Genomic DNA, 18753 nt, shown 5'->3' with positions numbered 1-18753 from the left:
AAGCGTAGACTTTAGCCCCATGACTGATACTTCTTCTGCACATAATCCGGAGCCGCCGGCACCCGATCCCGAGCTGCGCCGCCGCTCCCGCGCCGCGCTTTGGAAGTACGGCTTGGCCCGCCTGGTGCTTTTCATCCTGCTCACGGTGGTCATCGAGCTCATCGCCATCCTGGCAGGTTTCCCCATTCCAGTACTGCTCGCAGCGCTGCTTGCCCTATTCGTGGCGTTGCCGTTGTCGATGCTCGTGTTTAAGAAGTGGCGCGTAGAAGCCACCGAGACCTTGGCTGAGTACTCCGCTCAGCGCAAGGCTCATAAGGCCTGGGTCCAAGCGGAGTTGGCAGGCCGCTAGCTTTCACATCGTGGCATTCAATTACTTCGGAGGAACGGCTTTGTGAGCTTGTTCCATAACGAAGGAAGCGCAGTAAACAGTGCTGTGCCGAGGCCGGCGATGATTAATGCAGCGTTCGGTCCAGCGGCAGATACCGTCGGTGCACCCACAATGTATCCAACCAGCATTGCCGAATTGTTAATCGTCCCCATCGTTACTAACGCTTTGGGCTTAATCTTTGGATCGACGGCGCTGACGACCACTATTCTTAGAGCAGACACTTGGAGTCCATTAAACATTCCAGCCAATGCGAAAAGCGGAATACAGAGAAATAACGCGGGCACAAAGCCTGGGATCGAGATGCAGATCCCCATTCCTATTCCACTTTTGATCAAGGTCGCTAGGGCGTTTGCCTTCGTAAGTCTTGCTGAAAATCTTGCGCCTAAAATCCGTCCCACGACAAAACACTGGGCGACTATTGCATATAAAAACCCGCTGGTATTCAGGGACTGAGTGGCGAAGAACACGAGAGCCACGTTAAAAATCGATGTGAAGATAATCGCGGCCCAGATGCTTGTCAGCGCCTGACGCGAACGTGGATTGTTAAGAAGTATTTTTGGAGCTTCAACAATGCTGTGCAGAGGACTTGGGGCCTCGGCCTTGAGAGTGTGGGGGGAAGTTGATGGAACTAGGGGCCAATCTTGTCTTTGCAAACGCTGCACCACAATAATTGAGCTCCCGACGGCTAGGGCCTCCAATGCAAATACTGTGCGTAGTGAGGCGATGTCTAGGAATCCGCCGCCGAGTACAGGGCCTACGAAGCTGCCACATAGCCGAGCCGTGTCCAAGTAGGAAAAAGCCCGGGCTTGGTCCGAGGCATCTAGGCTTGAATCTGCAATTGCGTAATAGGCTGGAATGGTAATCCCACTCAACGTAGCTATTACGATATTTCCTGCGATGAGAGTGAGCGTTGATGGAAAGCCGCACAAGAAAATGAGAGTAAGGCACTCAAATATTGTTCCAAGCTTTGCCACCGTAAAAGGATTTGCTCGATCAAAGAATGGTGTCAAAAGAGGGGACACAAATACCTGAGCGCAGGCCCCTGTTACTAGAACAGTGGCCACAAGTGCTTCACCGTTTGGCCGAGTGGCGAAGTTGAGTGAGATTGCGATCGAAGTCATCGCTCCGCACAGAGACATAAAAAAGTAGGCAATGACGAGACTAAAGACTTTGCCTTTCGACCCATCATTACCTAGTGGAGTTTTCAACACTCTATTTGGTCCTCACCCAGTGGTCTACGGACATTCTCGAAGGATCGATTCCTATATTTTGCAGTATTGAGTTATGCCGGTTGTCGCGGAAACTGTCTTTCTTTTCTAAGAAAAATTCCAAGTCATACCAAGAAACGCCAAAGTGAACACATGCGCTACCGTCGTCGAATGACTCGCTTAAAACGAATTGCCAATCGTAGGGGCCGCCTGGTCTATTCGGGCCCATTTTTGCAAGTCTTTGGTCAGAAATTTCAAGCTGTCGGAGACACTTTTCCAGACTTACGGCATTGGGCAGTTGGATTGTGACCTTACTCTCGGCCACAGCCTCTCGCCCTCTTACCCGTGATGGGGTAGACCCCCCAACAGATTCGATTTTTGGAATCTCATCGAAAATAAACAACTTTCGACCTTTCTGTGCGGACAGATAAAACGAAGTGAGTGAAGTGTATCACTCTGAGTAATGTTTGTGATTTAAATTTCAGAAAATTTTAAATCGGCAACTTTTAACTTCGCTTGGAGGTCTTGCCCTTCGGCGTACGTTTTCCCTACGGGGAAGGCTGACAGTAAGAATTTTTAGACGAGAAAAAGAGCAATCGCGCTGACCAGCGCCCATACCAGCATTGCGCGGCCAGTGATCCCGAGCACCGGGATGAGCTGGGGGCCGCGGGCGCCGCGGTTGACGGTGCGGACGGCTTGGAGTGCGAACGGGAAGTACGCCAAGGCAGCCAATGCCAGCCAGGAGTCGAAGGCGATGACGATGGTTAGCAGGACCGGAAGAAGTAGCAGCCACATGAATAGGTTGCGCGACTTTTTATCGCCCAAGCGCACGGCCAAGGTGATCTTGCCGGCCTCAGTGTCGGAGGGGATGTCGCGAATGTTGTTGGCCAAGTTGACTGCGGAGCTCATTCCACCAATGCCTATCGCCAGCGCCAGTCCAGTCAGGCTGATGCGGCCAGCCTGCGTGAACTGCGTGCCCAGTACGGCCACCAAACCGAAGAAGATGAAGATAGCGACCTCACCGAGGCCACGGTAACCGTACGGATTCTTGCCACCGGTATAAAACCATGCGCCGGCAATGCAAAGCGCGCCTACCAAGATGAACCACGCGGCGTTCGCTACCAAAGACAACGCAATGCCAGCCACGGCAGCAACTGCGAACGAAGCAAAGGCTGCGTACTTCACGTGCTGCGGCTTCGCCAGCCCACCGCCGGTAAGGCGCTGCGGGCCGGTGCGGTCGTCGTCGGTGCCGCGAATGCCATCCGAGTAATCGTTGGCGTAATTGACACCGATGATGAGCGCCCACGCCACAATGAGTGCGAGAAAGGCACGGCCCCAGTGCGCGCCGTCGGCAGCCGCGGCGGCGCCCGTACCAGCGATGACTGGGGCGAAAGCATTTGCCCATGTGTGCGGGCGAGCGCCTTGGAACCAGTCTTTGGCAGTTGCGGGATAGGCAGAAAGTGACATGTTAGTTATTGTGCCACGCCACCGCGGACATGCTGTGCACAAGGGACGCACACGGCGGACATATAAAAGCCACGGGTATGGCGGAAGCGCGTCGTACATACCCAAGAAAGGACGGCTGTGGGCCACACCCGTGACAAAAGTTCAATGCGTTGAACTTTCTTAAAAGTTATCATGTGAATCGCTCGCGGGGCAAGGCCTTTACTACGATGAATGTCATGCACTTAAGCGATCTCCCTGAACGTACCCAGGACTACCTCAAAGTCCTGTGGGACCTCTCCGAACACTCCAGCGGCGCGCCCATCGCGCTCAAGGAGCTGGCGGGGCGATTGAACCAAAAGGTGCCCACGGCGTCGGAAGCCGTAAAGCGTCTCGTTGCCCAAGGGCTGGTGGAACACGAGCGCTACTCTGGCGTTTCGCTGACCCCAGAGGGTCAGGCACTGTCCATGGGTATGGTCCGCCGCCATCGTCTCCTCGAGACCTTCCTGGTTAAAGAGCTGGGGTACACCTGGGACGAGGTTCACGAGGACGCCGATCTCCTCGAGCATGCATGCTCCGATCGCTTCATCGATCGCCTCGATCAGCACCTGGGCCATCCTCAGCGCGATCCCCACGGCGATCCCATCCCGGACGCGCAGGGCAGCATCGAGGACCTTGGCACGCTCACGCTTGACGACGTCCCCCTTCACACCCCTGTCACCATCGAGCGGGTATGCGACGGGGACACCGAGCTGTTGCGCTACCTCGACAGCCACGGCGTTGGCTTGGGCGTCGAGGTCGAAGTCGATTCCCGCGTTGCGGGCCTGCTCAACCTGCACGCAGGGGACAGGGAGTTCTCCCTTGCGGAAGTCGCGGCCGCCGATGTGACGGTGCGCGCTAACGAAGCCTAATCAGTTCTTAAAGAGCCCTGCGACACCACGACGGTCCACCTTGCCGGGGCCGGTCAGCGGCATCTCAGCAATGCGGATAATCTCGCGCGGAATCTGCCACCGAGGCAGGTCATCGAGCGCTTCGAGGATGTCGGTGCGCGAGGCCCAGCCGGTGTAAGCTGCGGCGATCATCTGGCCAAGACGTGGATCAGGGATGCCCACCACGCATGCACTGTCGACGCCCGGTAACTGCAACAAGAGCTGTTCCAGCTGTTCTGGGTGCAACTTCAGGCCGCCCGAGTTGATGATGTTGTCCAGACGCCCAGTGACGGTGAGTTGACCGTGGGCGTCGAGCGCCCCGGCGTCGGAAGTGGCGAACCAGCCATCGACGAAGTCGCGCGATTCCACATTGCGGTAGCCCTGCGCAATGGTCGGCCCGCCCAGGAAAATGCGGTTATCCTCCCCGATGCGCACCTCGGTGCCGGGCAGGGGAGTGCCGTTGTAGACGCAACCGCCCGCAGTCTCCGAGGAGCCATAGGTGGTTACAACGGTGATGTCGAGCTTGCGCGCAGATTCCAACAGCTGGGGATGCGGCGCTGCTCCACCCACCAGGATGGAGTTGAAGCGGCGCAGTGCCTGGATGCCGTCCAGCGAATCGAGTGCTTTGTGCAGCTGCATCGGCGTGAGCGCGGTGTACATGCGGTCTTCGGTGTGGGCGAGTTCTTCTGCTGCGCGGGCGAACTCGGCGATGTTAAAGCCTTGGGACAGGTCGAGGCACAGTGGCTCCACACCCGCCACCAACGAACGCACGAGCACCTGGATGCCTGCGATGTGGTGGGCGGGCATGGCCAGTAGCCATTGGCCGGGTCCACCCAGGAAAGAATGGGTGGCATCCGCACTCGCCACCAAGTTAAGTGGGCTTAGCTGCGCACCTTTCGGTGTGCCCGTGGAACCCGAGGTGGCCACCACCAAAGCAATGCCCTCAGCAATCGATTCGCCCGCGCGCATGTGGTTGCGCAGCAATTCCGCCCGCATGCGGTCCGCTGCGGGAAGGGGCAAGAGCGTGGTCTGCCCAGCGATGGCCTTTTCGAGCTCATCCAAAATAGCTGCGGGATTGCGGGGATCGACTGGGAGTGGGGCGAGGATATGAGTCACGAATAATCAGGTTACCCGGGCATTTCGTTCGTCCCGGGAGGCGGCGCGCCGGGCGTTTAGAGCAAGGCGCGTAGCCCCATGCTGAGCAAATAGAACACACCCGCCAGCACCGCGATGCAGCCGCCCGCCGACAAACTGAGGGCGGCCGCCAGCCAGAGCCCGCCGCATGCCAGCGCAATGCCCGCGATACCGGCACCGAGCATGAGCTGGGTCGGGCGCTTGATCCACGGCTGCAACGCCGCCGCCGGGGCTACCAGCAGCGCCAGGGACAAGATAGTGCCCACCGCGGGAATCACCACCACCATGGTCACGCTGATAAGCGTGAGGGTAAGCAAGTCATAGCGGCCGGGCTTTCCGCCTTGTGCGCGGAAGAACGTCTGGTCGAAGTAGAAGGAGACCAACGTCCGGCGAAATGCCACCAGCACGCCAAGGCTGACCACCACCAGGGCGCCGACAAACCAGACATCCTGCGCATTGACAGTGGTCAGCGAGCCCACGAGAAAGCTATCCACGTGGATAGGTAGCGGTTGGAACCAGCGCAGCAACAAGATGCCCAGGGAAAACCCCAGGGTGAGCGTCACGCCGGCGGCAGCAGTCGAAGAAATGCCCTCGACGGTACTCAGCCACCGCATAAGCCATGCCAAAGGCAGGCAGAACAGTGCCGCGCCCACCATCAAACCCGTGGAGAGATCCAAGCTCAGAAGGTTGGCCACCACTACACCGAGCACCGCGCCGGGGAAGATTCCGTGTGACAGGCTCTCAGCGAAAAAGACGCGCTTGCCCATGACCATCAAGGTTCCAACCAAGCCAGATAAACATCCCACAGCGATGGCCTCAAGGAGGGGCAACCGCAGGATCTCTGGATCAAGATGAGACAGTCCCATTAGCTAAATACCCCCTTCAAGCCCGCTAGCGGCACGGTGGCAACCAGCATCAAGCTGACGATTGCCTGCGGCGAAATCTGGTGCGTGGTTTGGGACAGCATGATGGCAAATCCCACCACCACTGCCAGTGTGGACAAACCCGCAGCCCAGAAGCACATGCTGCGCGGGGATCCTGCGATCAAGCGCGCCGAGAGGCCTGGAATGACAATAAAACCGATAACCAGCAACACACCCACTGCCGAGCTAGCCGCCACCACGATTAGGCCAACCGCGATATTCGCAATGAGCTCATAAGCCGCCACGTTGACGCCCATGGCGCGGGCCGCTGTTGTATCGAAAGCGACGAGAATTTGCATGCGCCAGGTTGTCAGGATGAGCAGTGCCGCAATCACGCAGAGCGTGACGGAGGTTGCCAGCCTGGACTGCGTGACGTCGAGAAGCCGGCCAAACATGAGTGCCTCCAGCTGCCCGGACTTGTCGCCATAGGCCAAACTGATGACCACGCCGATGCCGTACATGAAGGTCAGCACCACGGCCGTTCCGGCTTCCATATCCAGCTTCCGCGCTGACTGGCGCCGCCCAGAACCCAGAGAAGCCAGCACCAGCACCGTCACCGTGGCCACCGCGGCCGCACCCGGCACGATGCCCGGGATGCCGCCCACGATGAGCCCTACCACGATGCCCGGAAAAACCGAGTGCACGAGGGCTTCCACCGTAAATTCCATGCGGCGGAGATTAACGAGGACGCTAATGGCAGCTCCCGCAATCGATAGGCACAGCAGGAAGAGGAAAGCATTGCGCAGGTACGGGGCGAAGAGAATCTGCTCTATCACAGTCGCGCGCCTTGCTCCATATAGGTTTCCACTGCTTCCTCGGTTCCCATGGTGCGGACCTTGCCGTCGATCACAAACGCCGCCCAGTCGCAGGTGTGCTGCGCCAAGATGGGGTCGTGAGTGGAGACGAGCAGGGCGATTCCTGCTTCCTTGAGATCCGCAATGATCTGAATCAGGATTCGGCGACTTTCTTGATCAAGCCCGTTGAAGGGTTCGTCGAGAAGCACCAGCTCCGGGGCCGAAACCAACGCGCGCGCGATGAGCACGCGCTGGCGTTGCCCACCCGAGAGCTGGCCAAACCGCGTCTCGGCGAGGTGCTCCATCCCCACTTGTCGCAGGGCATTGAGTACGCAGTCGCGGTAGCTACGCATGCTCGTGCACCTGTGCCACCAGCTCACTGAGGGCAAAAGGCCCATTTCCACGACCTTGTAAGCCGTGACGGGAAAGCTCAGGTCGGAGTCTTGGTACTGCGGGACGTATCCGAGCGAGGCGTCGATGGTGGCCATGCCGCGCAAGGCAGCCAGGCCAGTGATTGCCTTGAGCAGGGTAGATTTGCCCGCGCCGTTGGAACCTAGGAGCGCCACGGCCTCGCCCGCGCGGATCTCAAGGTCAACGTCGGTGAGGATATCCCGGGCGCCATAGCCGCAGGTGGCATTGTGCAGAGTGACTAATGGGGAAGACATAAAGAGCTACTTGCGCTTGGCGAAGTCGAATTCCTGCAGCGATTCCGGCAACGGTTGCTGCTCGGAGCCCCAGGCGCTGACCAAGGTGTTGATGTTGTGGATGATGGATCCGATGTAGGTCTCGCCCTCACTGCCAGGCACGCCTAGCGAGTCGCCGTACAAAGCGTCGTCGGATGTAACCGCCTTGACGCCTGCGGCGCGGGCGATGGCCTCGATGGACTTCGAGTTGTTGGAATTCTCCGCAAAGATGGCCTTGGCGCCGGACTCGCGGACCTTCTTTACCTGCTCATCGATGTGGCTCGAGGTGGCGTCCTGCTGGTGGTTGAAGTCAGACAGTGCGGAGCCGATGAATTTCACGCCATACTCGTTAGAGAAGTAGCCGAAGGCGTCGTGGGAAGAGAAGAGCACGCGGTCTTGCTCAGGAACTGCGGACATGGAATCGCTGGCCCACTTGTCGAGGTCCTCCAGCTGGTCGGTGTACTTCTTGCCGGCGGCGGTGAAGGCGTCCTTGGCCTGCGGGGAGGCCTGGGACAACGTGTTGACGATGTTGTCGACCTGAATCTTGGCCTGCTTCGGGGAGGTCCACACGTGCGGGTCGTACTTGAATTCTGGGGCCTCGCCGTCCTCCCCCGGGAAAGGCCACGGGCGCGGGCTCACGTGTTCGATGCCCTCGTCGATGGTGTACTTGCCGTTGCCATCGCTCATGCCTTCGCTCTTGACGCCCGAGGTCACGGCCATGACGCCGTGGAAGCCGGAGGAGTCCACGGCTTGGTCGAGGAAGTGCTCGAGGTCGACTCCGTTGACGAACATGTAGTCGGCCTGGGAGAGCGCCTGCATCTGCTGTGGGGTCATCTCGTGCTCGTGGGCGCTGGCGTTGGGGGCGAGCAAACAGGTGAGGTCGAGGGTCACTGGGCCCTCGCCGGAGGTGGTCTCTGCACCTTGGGAGTCGACCTTGTGGAGCTTGACGCCGCCGGCGGCTATCTGGGTGAGGTAGTCGCAGATCTGGGTAGTCGTGGCCACGGCCTTGACGGTGTCGCCGTCCTTCGGTTTTGCGGCGTCGGTGGATTCTTTCGAGGCGCTGCAAGCGGCGAGGCTGGCGCCGAGTGCTAGGGCGCAGGTGCCTGCGAGAATGCGCTGTAGGGGCCGGCGTGGGGTGCTGTGATTTGAGCTCATCATGAACTTCCTTTGCATTGGGAGAAGTGAACTCAACAAACACTAGCACCCTTGAACTAGATTGTTCAATATTATGAACTTAGGCAGTCCTATCTCCTCTTTTAGCTGCTAAAACTTAAAAATCCTCTCACTTCAATAGATGAGGTGAGAGGTTGGGAAGCGGTGGCCTTAGTTGGCTACTTTTGTCTTCTTGCTGAAGAGAAGCTGGTCCAGGGAGTGCATGCCGGGGCCGGCGGCGACGAGCATGACGAATGAGTTGCTGAGTTTCATGCTCAACACTTTACGTATGAACTATGGACATGTCCACAAAAGTTTATGATGTCTCACCTTGGTCCCAGAGATGCCTCACGACATTCCCCGCAGCGTCTATGCCTTCCTACATGTACGGATTGCGCGGGGTGTCCTCCTGATCGAAGGGACGCTCCCCACGCCTTTCGGCGTCTTTGATGTGGCGAAGCATCCATACGCGCGAGCCGATGACGCCCGCCAGCGCAAGTGTGGCCAAGCCGATGGCGAAAATCCACATCGTGCCAACTCCTGACTAGTAGTAGTACGGGAACTGCTCCCACTGTGGATCACGCTTTTCGAGGAATGCCTCCTTGCCCTCGACGGCCTCGTCAGTCATGTATGCCAGGCGGGTCGCCTCGCCGGCGAAGACCTGCTGGCCCATGAGGCCGTCATCGGTCAGGTTGAAGGCGAACTTCAGCATGCGCTGGGCCGTCGGGGACTTGCCGTTGATTTCGCGGCCCATCTGGATGGCGGCATCTTCCAAGTCGGCGTGATCGACGACCTCGTTGACGGCGCCCATCTCGTACATGCGCTGGGCGTCGTAAGTGCGACCCAGGAAGAAGATTTCGCGGGCATACTTTTGGCCCACCATTTTTGCCAAGTAGGCCGAGCCATAACCGGCGTCGAAGGATCCCACGTCCGCGTCAGTCTGCTTGAAGCGCGCCTCCTGGCGGGAGGCGACCGTCATATCGCAGACTACGTGCAGGGAATGCCCGCCGCCGGCAGCCCAGCCATTGACTACGGCGATGACCACCTTGGGCATGGTGCGGATAAGGCGCTGGACCTCGAGGATATGTAGGCGGCCGCCTTCGACCTTCTCGCGGGCGGTGTCCACGGTGGATTCATCCGCGGTGGCATCATCGTGGGCGTGCTCGGTGGCGTAGCGGTACCCGGAGCGGCCGCGAATGCGCTGGTCGCCGCCCGAACAAAAAGCCCAGCCGCCGTCCTTTTCGCTCGGGCCATTGCCGGTGAGCAAAATCGTGCCCACATCCGGCGTGCGGCGGGCGTGGTCAAGGGCGCGGTAGAGCTCGTCTACGGTATGCGGGCGAAAGGCATTGCGCACCTCCGGGCGGTCAAACGCGATGCGGACGATGCCGTCCTCGCGCTTGTCTCCGATGAGCCGGTGGTAGGTGATATCCGTGAGGTCTTCAAACCCCTCTACGGAATGCCACAATTCCGGCCGAAAGGGATTATCGGTGCTGTATTTTTTCTGCTCGCTCATAACGGCCAGCTTAGTGGCAAAAGAAGAATAGTCCCCATTCCCAACCCTCACCCACACGCGCTGCCCAGCAGGCCGGTAATAATCAATGCGCGATACTACGAGGGCTTCGCCCCGCAATGTACCCGTGTACGCCATGCCAGCGCGGTACTCCATGCTGTGGGGAGACTCGAACTCCCCCGCCTCTTTTAAAAGCGCTAAAGAGGGCCTGGTGTCCCTCGACTTTCCCCTCCAGGGTGGGGGCCTGCTCGCTGCAGGCGTGTGGGCTACCATCGCGCGCTTTATGCGGCGCGCGACATGACTATCCGTTTTTCAGTTCGGTATTCCAGTTCAGCTGCTGGATGCGGGTATCTAATTCGCGGTACTGCTTAGATAGATCGTCGACATGCTTGCGCATATCCGCCACCGGGATGGTGGAGACAAACTTAATCTCGTTGCGGGAATAACGATCCGAGCGTGTGCCCGCCCGCTGCGCCAAGTCGTGGTAGATGCGGCGCTTGCGCACAAGGCCGTCCCGCAGAGCGAGGGCCTCCATTAAGTTCATCTTCTCATCGAAGGCGGTGGCGATATTTGTCGCATTAATGGCCTGCACCAGCTCATCGATGCGCCCGGTCACGCCGTCGAGCTCGCGCAGCAGCTCCTGCGGATCCTCCTCCGGGGTATCGCCCTCCTGCACGCGAACCACGGCGAGTAGCCGCTCGTGCAGGCTATTGAGACGCTCTTGCGCCTGGGCGCGCTCCGCCAATGCCTCAGCTAGCAGCATAATTCCTCCTTTATTGGTATAGGTTCCCAAAAATAGCGCAGAGCGGGGAGGGGGTCAATGGTCTGAGGGCGCTACCATGAAAGCCATGCATATCGATGACGTCCTATCCCGCGCCCATGTTGTCTCATTGCCGCTTGCCGTGAAGTTTCGTGGGATAACAACCCGCGAAGCATTGCTTATCGAGGGTCCTGCAGGCTGGGGCGAGTTCTCACCTTTCCTGGAATACGGCCCAGCCGAGTCGGCACATTGGTTGGCAGCCGGCTTGGAGGCGGCTTATGAAGGCTTCCCGGAACCAGTCCGCGATCTCATCGAGGTCAACGGCACCATCCCCGCCGTGCCTGCCAGCGAGGTTCCTGCCGTGATGGAGTGCTACCCAGGCTGCCGCACCTTCAAGATCAAGGTTGCAGAGAAGGGCCAGACGCTTGCCGACGACATCGCGCGCGTCACCGCCGTACGCAACTACATCACCGAGCGCGGACGCGTCCCCGTCCTTCGCGTCGACGCCAACGGCGGCTGGAGCGTTGAGCAGGCAGTCGAGGCAGCCAAGGCTTTGATGCCGTTGGACTATATGGAACAGCCTTGCGCGAGCGCAGAAGAACTCGCGGAGGTGCGTCGCCAGCTGATGCGCAACGGGCTTTTCGTGCGCGTTGCGGCAGATGAGTCTATCCGCAAGGTCGAGGACCCGTACCGCGTGGCTGATCTGCAGGCAGCCGACGTCGCGGTGGTAAAGCCGGCGCCTTTGGGCGGAGTACGCAGGGTGCTCGACGTCGCCAAGCATCTGCGTTCCCGCCACATGGATATTACGGTGGCTTCGGCCTTGGATACCTCGGTGGGAATCGGCATGGGGCTGGCCACCGTCGCGGCGCTGCCGAAGATTCTTGATGACGAAGACGTCGACGTCACTCCTGCCGCCGCCGGGTTGGCCACGGGCTCGCTGTTCCTCGAAGACGTCACGGAGCCGCGCCAACTGATTGATGGGCACCTTGCCGCCACCCCGCTCCCACCGGATCCGGCGCGCTTGTCCGGCCTGGCGGCCGCGCCCGAGCGCCGGGATTGGTGGTTTGCGCGCGTGCGTGAGTGTTGGCAGTTCCTTTAGGGTTTATCTCTATCTGCAACGGCGTTTGTGCGGCGTGGAAAACCGCACAATTTGCCAATTAGCGCCCGGAAAACGCCAGGATCTCCGCCACTAATTGGCAAAATGTACACCGTTGGTCTGAGTTTGCGCGCGGTAGGCTGGCGGCCATGACTGGCATGATTAGCGTCCGTGACGCCCACCTTCATAACCTGCGCAACGTCGACGTCGATATTCCGCGCGGCAAAGTCGTCGCCGTGACTGGCGTTTCAGGCTCCGGTAAGTCTTCCCTTGCTTTCGGCACCATCCACGGAGAAGGCCAGCGCCGCTACCTCGAATCCGTCGCACCTTTTGCACGCCGCCTCATCGGCTCCGCCGTGGATCCGCAGGTCAGCCAGATTGAAGGCCTTCCACCCACAGTGGCCCTCGAGCAGTCCACCTCAGCGGGCGGCGCGCGCTCGACCGCCGGCACGATTTCCGCCATCTCCAATTCCGTGCGTCTGCTCTATTCGCGCGCCGGGGATAACCCAGAAGGCCTGTACTCCGATTCCTTTTCGCCGAATACGCCCGAGGGGATGTGTCCGGAGTGTCAGGGCACGGGCGTGGTGCATGTGGCGACCGAGGAGTCGATGGTTCCGGACCAGTCCTTGAGCATCGAGGAGGGCGCCATCGCCGCCTGGCCCGGTGCATGGGCAGGCAAGAACTTCCATGACATCCTCATGACTTTGGGCTATGACATGGATTCCCCGTGGCGCGAGCTCCCGCGCGCAGACCGAGACTGGATCCTCTTCACCGAGGAACGCCCCGTGGTCACCGTCAAGCCACTGCGCGGCGCTGACCAGATTCAGCGCAACTACGAAGGCACGTGGCGCTCGGTGGCCAGCTACCTCAACAAGACTCTCGCGGAAACGCAGTCTGAGAGCTTGCGCAAGCGCACGCTCCAGTACATGGAGTCACACACCTGCCCTACCTGCCAGGGCCGCCGGCTGAATCCGCGCGCGCTGCAGGTCACTTACGCGGGCCTGCCAATCGACACCCTCAACGACCTGCCCTTGGATGCGCTCCACGAGTTGCTTGCCAAGCAGAAACCGGAAGAAAACAGCGCCGAGGATCTCTTACTCAAACAGGTTATTCCTGCCTTGACCTCCGCCCTGGAACTCGGCCTGGCGCACCTGAGCCTAGGCCGCCCCACGGAGACGCTTTCGGCTGGCGAATTACAAAGAATCCGCCTCGCCGCGCAGCTGCGCTCGGGGCTCTTCGGCGTCACCTACGTGTTGGACGAGCCCTCCGCTGGCCTGCACCCAGAGGAGCGCACAGCCGTTATGGACATCTGCCGCCGCTTCGTCGCCGCCGGCAACACCGTCCTGCTGGTTGAGCACGACATGGATTTGGTCGCACAAGCTGACTGGCTTGTCGACGTCGGCCCTCACGCCGGCGAAGGCGGCGGCCAGGTACTGTACTCCGGCCCAGTCGCCGACTATGATGCCGATACCCCGACCAGTAAGGCGCTGGCGCGGCGTCGTTTGGCATTGAATGAGACCCCACGAAAGAGCGAGAAACAACTGCACTTACGCGGCATTAAGGCGCGCAACCTGCGCGGGCTCGACGTGGACTTTGCATTAGGCGCCTTCACTGCAGTCACGGGTGTCTCCGGTTCGGGAAAGTCCACGTTGGTCTCGACGGTTCTTGCAGGTCTGTTGCGCGAGCAGGCGACCGCCGTGACCGACGCCGAGGAACAACCCGACGGCGCGGTTCGGCAGTGGAGCGTCGAAAACACAGAAAATCTCGGTGAAGTCACCCGCCTGGTGCAAATCACTCAGAAGCCCATTGGCCGCACGCCGCGCTCGACGCTCGCGACCTATACCGGCCTCTTTGACCACGTCCGCAAGCTTTTTGCCAACACACTAGAAGCCAAGCAGCGCAAGTGGACGGTCTCGCGCTTTTCCTACAACGTCAAGCAAGGGCAGTGCCCTACCTGCGGCGGTGCGGGGCAGATCGAGGTTGAGTTGGTCTTCCTTCCCGGTTCTTACACGCTATGCCCGGATTGCCAGGGCAAACGCTATAACCCTGAAACACTCGAGGTGACGTGGGACGGGCGCACGATTGCGCAGATCTTGGAGTTAAGCGTTGACGACGCCCACGAGGTATTCGCCGCCGCTGAAGGCTCCGCGCAGGTCACCGCAATCATGCGCGCGCTGGAGACCCTCCAGGCCGTGGGGCTGGGCTACCTGCGCTTAGGCCAGGGCGCGCCCGAGCTTTCCGGCGGTGAGGCTCAGCGCATCAAGTTGGCCACCGAGCTGCAGCGCTCGCGCAATTCCCACCGCGGGCACACGGTTTACCTCCTCGATGAGCCAACCACTGGTCTGCACCCAGCGGACATCGCCTTGCTGAATGCGGAGCTGCACAAGCTTGTCGACGCCGGGCGGACCGTCGTCGTGGTCGAGCACAATCTCTCGGTTATCGCGGAGGCAGATACGGTCATCGAGCTGGGCCCTGGTGCCGGTGCGGCAGGAGGAAAGATTGTGGCTACCGGCACGCCAGGCGAGGTTGCCAAGCAGGACAGTCCAACTGGCAGCGCGCTGGCTGCAGCTGCAAGTTAATAAGGCAGCTTGCGGGTTTCTGCCTGTGTTTCTACAGGAAAATAGGGTATTTCTAGGAGCATGGCTAATAACTTTGGAAATAACTCCGGCGGCTACTCTGACGATGAAACCCGGCAGATTGGTCGCGTGACTGGGTATGGCCCGGGCTCCAACTCCGGCTTCGGCAGCAACGATGCCACCCGTCAATTCGGCGCGTCAGAGGAGCGGCCGCGTCAGGTATTTCCTGGCCAGGGCACGCAACAGTCTCCGGCGCCTCAAGCAAGCCCCGGCGGATATGGTCAGCCTAGCGGCTATGGCTCTGGCTATGAATCCGGCTACGAGCCGGTGCCCTCCAGCTATGAGGTGGAGCCGGAACGCAAGCGTAAGAGCGGCGGTTCTGGGCTGACCAGCGTCTTCGCTGCTATTGCGGCCCTGGCAGTTATCGCGGCCGGCGCACTGTTTTTCATGTGGCGCAACGCCAGCTCCGAGGCGGATTCCCAGCCGGAGACGGTAACCTCCACCGCAACGGTTACTGAGGAAAAGCCCACCACCGTTACTGAAACGGTCACCGAGGAAGCACCACAGAGTGAAAACCCGATCGACCAGCTGCCAAGCGAGCTTCCGCCAGACGTACAGGATCAGCTGGATCAGGGTGGCGAGGACCTAGAGAGTCTACTGAACGACCTACTGGGCGGCGGAAACGGCAATGGGAATGGCAACGGTAACGGCAACTCCCAGGGAGCTTAAGCCCCTAAACTCCAGCTAGTACTATGGAGCACCATGACTGACTCCATGAAGCTGGCGGAGGCGGTGGCTGCGCAATTGTCGCGCCACCTGTCTGACGTCATTATCTGCCCAGGCTCCCGCAACGCGCCGCTTTCTTTGGCGCTGCTGGCTCGCGATGATATCCGCGTTCACACTCGTTTGGATGAGCGCTCCGCGGCCTTTACTGCCTTGGGCATGGCGCGCGTGCAGCGCCGCCACGTTGGCGTTGTGATGACGTCTGGCACCGCCGTGGCTAACGCATTACCAGCGATGGTGGAGGCAGCCCACTCGCATACCCCGCTGGCTGTCATCAGCGCCGATCGTCCCGCACGCTTGGTGGGCACGGGCGCTTCTCAGACCATTCAGCAGCAGGGCATTTTCGGCGTCTACGCTGCGACCACCCAGGTGGCTGAGGAAGCAGACATTCCGCAGGTTGCGCAGCGTTTTACTAGTGACCTGCAGGTGCACATCAACGTTGCCTTTGACGTTCCACTTCTCCACGAGTCACTGCCGGAAAAGCCTTCTGATCACACCTCCCGCAAGGCACCTACGCCGCGACCTGTCAACCACGGCGAGGTCGAGGTTGACTTGAGCAAGAACACGCTCGTTATCGCCGGCGACGAAGCCTGGGAGGTCCAAGGCCTCGAGGACGTCCCGACCATCGCCGAGCCCACCGCGCCGGCACCATTCCACCCGGTGCACCCAGCGGCGGCTCATATCTTCCGCCGCGCGCAGGTCTCGGCTAACGATTACGTGGTTAACACCAAGGTCGAGCAGGTCATCGTGGTGGGCCATCCTACGCTGCACCGCGGCGTCATGGCGCTTATCAACGACCCAGACATCGAGCTCATCGTTCTTTCCCGCAGCGCCGATTTCACCAATCCGCGTGGCGAGCAAGCCACTTTGGGTACCACGGTCAAGACCACCGGCGAGCCGAGCCGCGAGTGGCTGAAGATCTGCGAGGGCGCCGCTGAGATGGCTTCCTCCGGGGTGCGCGAGGTCCTTGAGAACAAGGAGCTTGGTTTCACCGGCCTGCACGTCGCCGCCGCGGTGGGGGATACCCTCTCCGTCGAAGACATCTTGGTCCTAGGCGCCTCGAACCCGGTCCGCGATGCCTCGCTGGTAGGCCTGCCTTTCGACGGCGTGGATACCTTCTCACCCCGCGGCGCCGCCGGCATCGACGGCACCATCGCACAGGCCATGGGCATCGCGCTGGCCACCCAATCCCGCGAAGCTGATGCATGGCGCGCCCCGCGCGTTATCGCATTGCTTGGCGATGTCACCTTCCTCCACGACGCCACCTCACTTCTTGTTCCAGAAGACGAGGCCCGCCCGGAAAATCTCACTATCGTGGTGGCCAATGATGACGGCTGCGGCATCTTCGAGCTTCTGGAACAGGGCGCAGAGCCGTTCCGTCCCTCCTTCGAGAAGGCCTTCGGCACCCCGCACGGAATGAAACTGGAACAGGTGGCGGAAGCCTTCGGCGCCGAGTACCGCGCGGCGAATACTCCACAGAAGCTTCTCGATACACTCGCCGAGCTGAAGGAATACTCCACCGGAGTCACCATCGTCGAAGCACACACCACCCGCGAAACCCGCCGCCAGCTGCAGGCGGAGCTGACTGCAAAGGTCGGCCAGTAGGTGGGCGCATTTCCGGCGCGGCCGCCCAAGGCGCCGAAGGCGGCAGTGGCCCCGCGCTACACGCCTGTCGTGTATCGCCGGCGCCTGCATCAGCTCATCATTGCGTTGTACGCGGCGTCGATTGTCGCGATGCTGGGGATGATGGTGGGGGCTTTCTTAAACGATCGCTCCATCGAGTCCAATCCGGGCCGCGCGCTGGCGACGGTCACGGACGTAGGAATCACAAGAACCTACGTCGATTTCCAGGACTCCGAAGGCATCTACCAATCCCCGCAATCCGGCCTGCTTTATCCCACCGGGCTGGGGGAGGGCCAGCAGGTTTGGGTGCTCTACTCGCAAAGTGACCCTGACCTAGTAAAGGTCGAGGGCCGCGAATGGACGTTGTCTATCCTCCCGGCGCTTTCCTCGATGGTCGTGGCCAGCCTGATTGCCGCCGCTGCTTGGTGGACGGTGGGATTGAGCACGCGGGCGGCGGAGCGGCGTCGCCAAGCAAATGAAAGTGTTAACCAAAATTTTCCGCAGGCTTCACCGGAATCCTAGGCAAATAGGGGATTATTGAACCCATGCGTGTTGCGATTGTGGCAGAGTCCTTCCTTCCCAACGTCAATGGAGTGACCAACTCCGTGCTGCGTGTGCTTGAGCACCTGGCAGAAACCGGGCACGAGGCCCTGGTCATTGCCCCCGGTGCGCGCGAGGGCCAGGAGGAAATCGCGGATTACTTAGGCTTTCCCATCGTGCGGGTTCCCACCGTGCGCATCCCGTTGATTGATTCGCTGCCTGTCGGCGTACCAACCACCGCCGTGGACGAGGCACTGCGGCAGTTCAAGCCCGACATCATCCACCTGGCCAGCCCCTTTGTTCTGGGTGCTGCCGGGGCCTTCTCCGCCCGTCAGCAACGCATTCCGTCGGTGGCGCTCTACCAAACTGACGTCGCCGGTTTCGCTACCAAGTACCACGCTTCCGCGCTGGCTTATGCCACCTGGGAGTGGCTGCGCACCATCCACAACGCCTGCCAGATGACGCTCGCGCCTTCCTCGTTGACCATCCGCGATTTGGAAGATCACAACATCAAAAATGTGCGCCACTGGGGCCGCGGTGTGGATGCGGAGCGTTTCCACCCGTCTAAGCGCTCCGCGCAGTTGCGCAAGCAGTGGGGCGCAGACGGCAAGAAGGTCGTGGGTTTCGTTGGCCGTCTTGCTGCAGAAAAGGGCGTGCACCGTCTGGCTGCGCTGAATGATCGCTCCGATATTCAGCTGGTCATCGTTGGCGATGGCCCAGAGCGTCCACTGCTGGAGGCACAGCTGCCCAACGCTTACTTCACGGGCGCGCTCGGCGGCGACGAATTGGCCCAAGCTTATGCCTCTCTCGACGTCTTCGTTCACGCGGGCGAATTCGAAACCTTCTGCCAGGCCATTCAGGAGGCGCAGGCTTCCGGCGTCCCCACGATTGGGCCGCGCGCCGGAGGCCCAGTGGATCTCATTCAGGAGGGCTACAACGGGCTGCTTCTCGAAGTCGCGACCTTCGTCGAGGATCTCCCCAACGCCGTCGATGCGCTGCTGAACCCAGAAATCCACGAGGAGTTGCGTGCGAATGCCCGCGAGTCGATTTCTTCCAAGACGTGGAAGGCGCTGTGTGAGCAGCTTCTGGGCTACTACGAGGAGGTCTTGGAAGATACTCGCCGCGTGCCGCTGACCATCCTGGGTCAGCGCCCTGAGCTGCCGCGGTGGGCGGCGCGTGCCCTCGGTGCACGCGTGGCCTAAACTAGCTAC

Annotated in this window: 18 protein-coding genes; 8 read left to right on the top strand and 10 right to left on the bottom strand. The window is 60.5% G+C overall.

From position 1 onward, the window contains the following. Nucleotides 1-19 precede the first annotated feature (19 nt). A complete protein-coding gene (locus HMPREF2692_RS06205; protein WP_061920409.1) occupies nucleotides 20-349 on the top strand; it encodes a DUF4229 domain-containing protein in 330 nt (109 codons plus the stop codon). Between the two features lie 17 nt (nucleotides 350-366). Here the strand turns inward: HMPREF2692_RS06205 and HMPREF2692_RS06200 are convergent, their stop codons facing one another. Next, nucleotides 367-1596, bottom strand: coding sequence for an MFS transporter (locus HMPREF2692_RS06200; protein WP_049146071.1), 1230 nt, complete (start codon nucleotides 1594-1596; stop codon nucleotides 367-369). A 576-nt stretch (nucleotides 1597-2172) separates the two neighbouring features. Next, nucleotides 2173-3063 (bottom strand): 1,4-dihydroxy-2-naphthoate polyprenyltransferase, encoded by an 891-nt coding sequence (locus HMPREF2692_RS06190; RefSeq protein WP_070432530.1) that lies wholly within the window; start codon nucleotides 3061-3063, stop codon nucleotides 2173-2175. Between the two features lie 215 nt (nucleotides 3064-3278). Between HMPREF2692_RS06190 and HMPREF2692_RS06185 the strand changes: the two genes are divergently transcribed. Beyond that, entirely contained in the window at nucleotides 3279-3950 is a 672-nt protein-coding gene (locus tag HMPREF2692_RS06185) for a metal-dependent transcriptional regulator (protein ID WP_070432565.1), read from the top strand. Here the strand turns inward: HMPREF2692_RS06185 and menE are convergent, their stop codons facing one another. From menE to HMPREF2692_RS06150, 8 genes are all read right to left on the bottom strand, one after another. Then, nucleotides 3951-5084 (bottom strand): o-succinylbenzoate--CoA ligase, encoded by a 1134-nt coding sequence (menE, locus tag HMPREF2692_RS06180; protein ID WP_070823079.1) that lies wholly within the window; start codon nucleotides 5082-5084, stop codon nucleotides 3951-3953. A 56-nt stretch (nucleotides 5085-5140) separates the two neighbouring features. Then, complete coding sequence (locus HMPREF2692_RS06175; RefSeq protein WP_049062513.1) at nucleotides 5141-5968, bottom strand: metal ABC transporter permease; 828 nt, start codon at nucleotides 5966-5968, stop codon at nucleotides 5141-5143. Next, on the bottom strand, nucleotides 5968-6801 hold the full coding sequence (locus tag HMPREF2692_RS06170) for a metal ABC transporter permease (protein WP_235590994.1): 834 nt from the start codon (nucleotides 6799-6801) through the stop codon (nucleotides 5968-5970). The genes HMPREF2692_RS06175 and HMPREF2692_RS06170 overlap by 1 nt, the downstream gene beginning before the upstream one ends. Then, nucleotides 6798-7484: a metal ABC transporter ATP-binding protein gene (locus HMPREF2692_RS06165; RefSeq protein WP_023020501.1), complete on the bottom strand. Its 687-nt coding sequence runs from the start codon at nucleotides 7482-7484 to the stop codon at nucleotides 6798-6800. Before HMPREF2692_RS06165 ends, HMPREF2692_RS06170 begins: the two co-directional genes overlap by 4 nt. Before the next feature lie 6 nt (nucleotides 7485-7490). Then, entirely contained in the window at nucleotides 7491-8657 is a 1167-nt protein-coding gene (locus HMPREF2692_RS06160) for a metal ABC transporter substrate-binding protein (protein WP_061920421.1), read from the bottom strand. 376 nt (nucleotides 8658-9033) lie between these two features. After that, the gene (locus HMPREF2692_RS13130; protein WP_162839570.1) at nucleotides 9034-9183 is read right to left on the bottom strand and encodes a hypothetical protein; all 150 of its coding nucleotides are present in this window, start codon (nucleotides 9181-9183) and stop codon (nucleotides 9034-9036) included. 15 nt (nucleotides 9184-9198) lie between these two features. Further along, on the bottom strand, nucleotides 9199-10167 hold the full coding sequence (locus tag HMPREF2692_RS06155; RefSeq protein WP_061920804.1) for a 1,4-dihydroxy-2-naphthoyl-CoA synthase: 969 nt from the start codon (nucleotides 10165-10167) through the stop codon (nucleotides 9199-9201). Nucleotides 10168-10465: 298 nt separating this feature from the next. After that, the gene (locus HMPREF2692_RS06150; protein ID WP_061920423.1) at nucleotides 10466-10927 is read right to left on the bottom strand and encodes a DIP1984 family protein; all 462 of its coding nucleotides are present in this window, start codon (nucleotides 10925-10927) and stop codon (nucleotides 10466-10468) included. A 76-nt stretch (nucleotides 10928-11003) separates the two neighbouring features. On the opposite strand from HMPREF2692_RS06150, the gene HMPREF2692_RS06145 reads away from it, so the two are divergent. The 6 genes from HMPREF2692_RS06145 (at nucleotide 11004) to HMPREF2692_RS06120 (ending at nucleotide 18744) form a co-directional block, all read left to right on the top strand. Next, a complete protein-coding gene (locus HMPREF2692_RS06145; RefSeq protein WP_061920425.1) occupies nucleotides 11004-12023 on the top strand; it encodes an o-succinylbenzoate synthase in 1020 nt (339 codons plus the stop codon). Nucleotides 12024-12178: 155 nt separating this feature from the next. Then, nucleotides 12179-14599: an excinuclease ABC subunit UvrA gene (locus tag HMPREF2692_RS06140; RefSeq protein ID WP_371326281.1), complete on the top strand. Its 2421-nt coding sequence runs from the start codon at nucleotides 12179-12181 to the stop codon at nucleotides 14597-14599. Nucleotides 14600-14659: 60 nt separating this feature from the next. Continuing rightward, nucleotides 14660-15325 carry a hypothetical protein gene (locus tag HMPREF2692_RS06135; protein ID WP_061920429.1) on the top strand — a complete coding sequence of 222 codons (666 nt, stop codon included), beginning with the start codon at nucleotides 14660-14662 and terminating at the stop codon, nucleotides 15323-15325. A 33-nt stretch (nucleotides 15326-15358) separates the two neighbouring features. Next, nucleotides 15359-16984, top strand: coding sequence for a 2-succinyl-5-enolpyruvyl-6-hydroxy-3-cyclohexene-1-carboxylic-acid synthase (gene menD, locus HMPREF2692_RS06130; protein WP_061920431.1), 1626 nt, complete (start codon nucleotides 15359-15361; stop codon nucleotides 16982-16984). A 45-nt stretch (nucleotides 16985-17029) separates the two neighbouring features. Continuing rightward, nucleotides 17030-17524, top strand: coding sequence for a DUF3592 domain-containing protein (locus tag HMPREF2692_RS06125; RefSeq protein WP_371326230.1), 495 nt, complete (start codon nucleotides 17030-17032; stop codon nucleotides 17522-17524). Between the two features lie 23 nt (nucleotides 17525-17547). Next, complete coding sequence (locus HMPREF2692_RS06120) at nucleotides 17548-18744, top strand: glycosyltransferase family 4 protein (protein ID WP_061920433.1); 1197 nt, start codon at nucleotides 17548-17550, stop codon at nucleotides 18742-18744. Nucleotides 18745-18753 lie beyond the last annotated feature (9 nt).

The organism is Corynebacterium sp. HMSC036D03 (assembly GCF_001836185.1).
Taxonomy (GTDB): Bacteria; Actinomycetota; Actinomycetes; order Mycobacteriales; family Mycobacteriaceae; genus Corynebacterium; species Corynebacterium simulans.
This window is presented reverse-complemented; position numbering and strand designations above follow the sequence as displayed.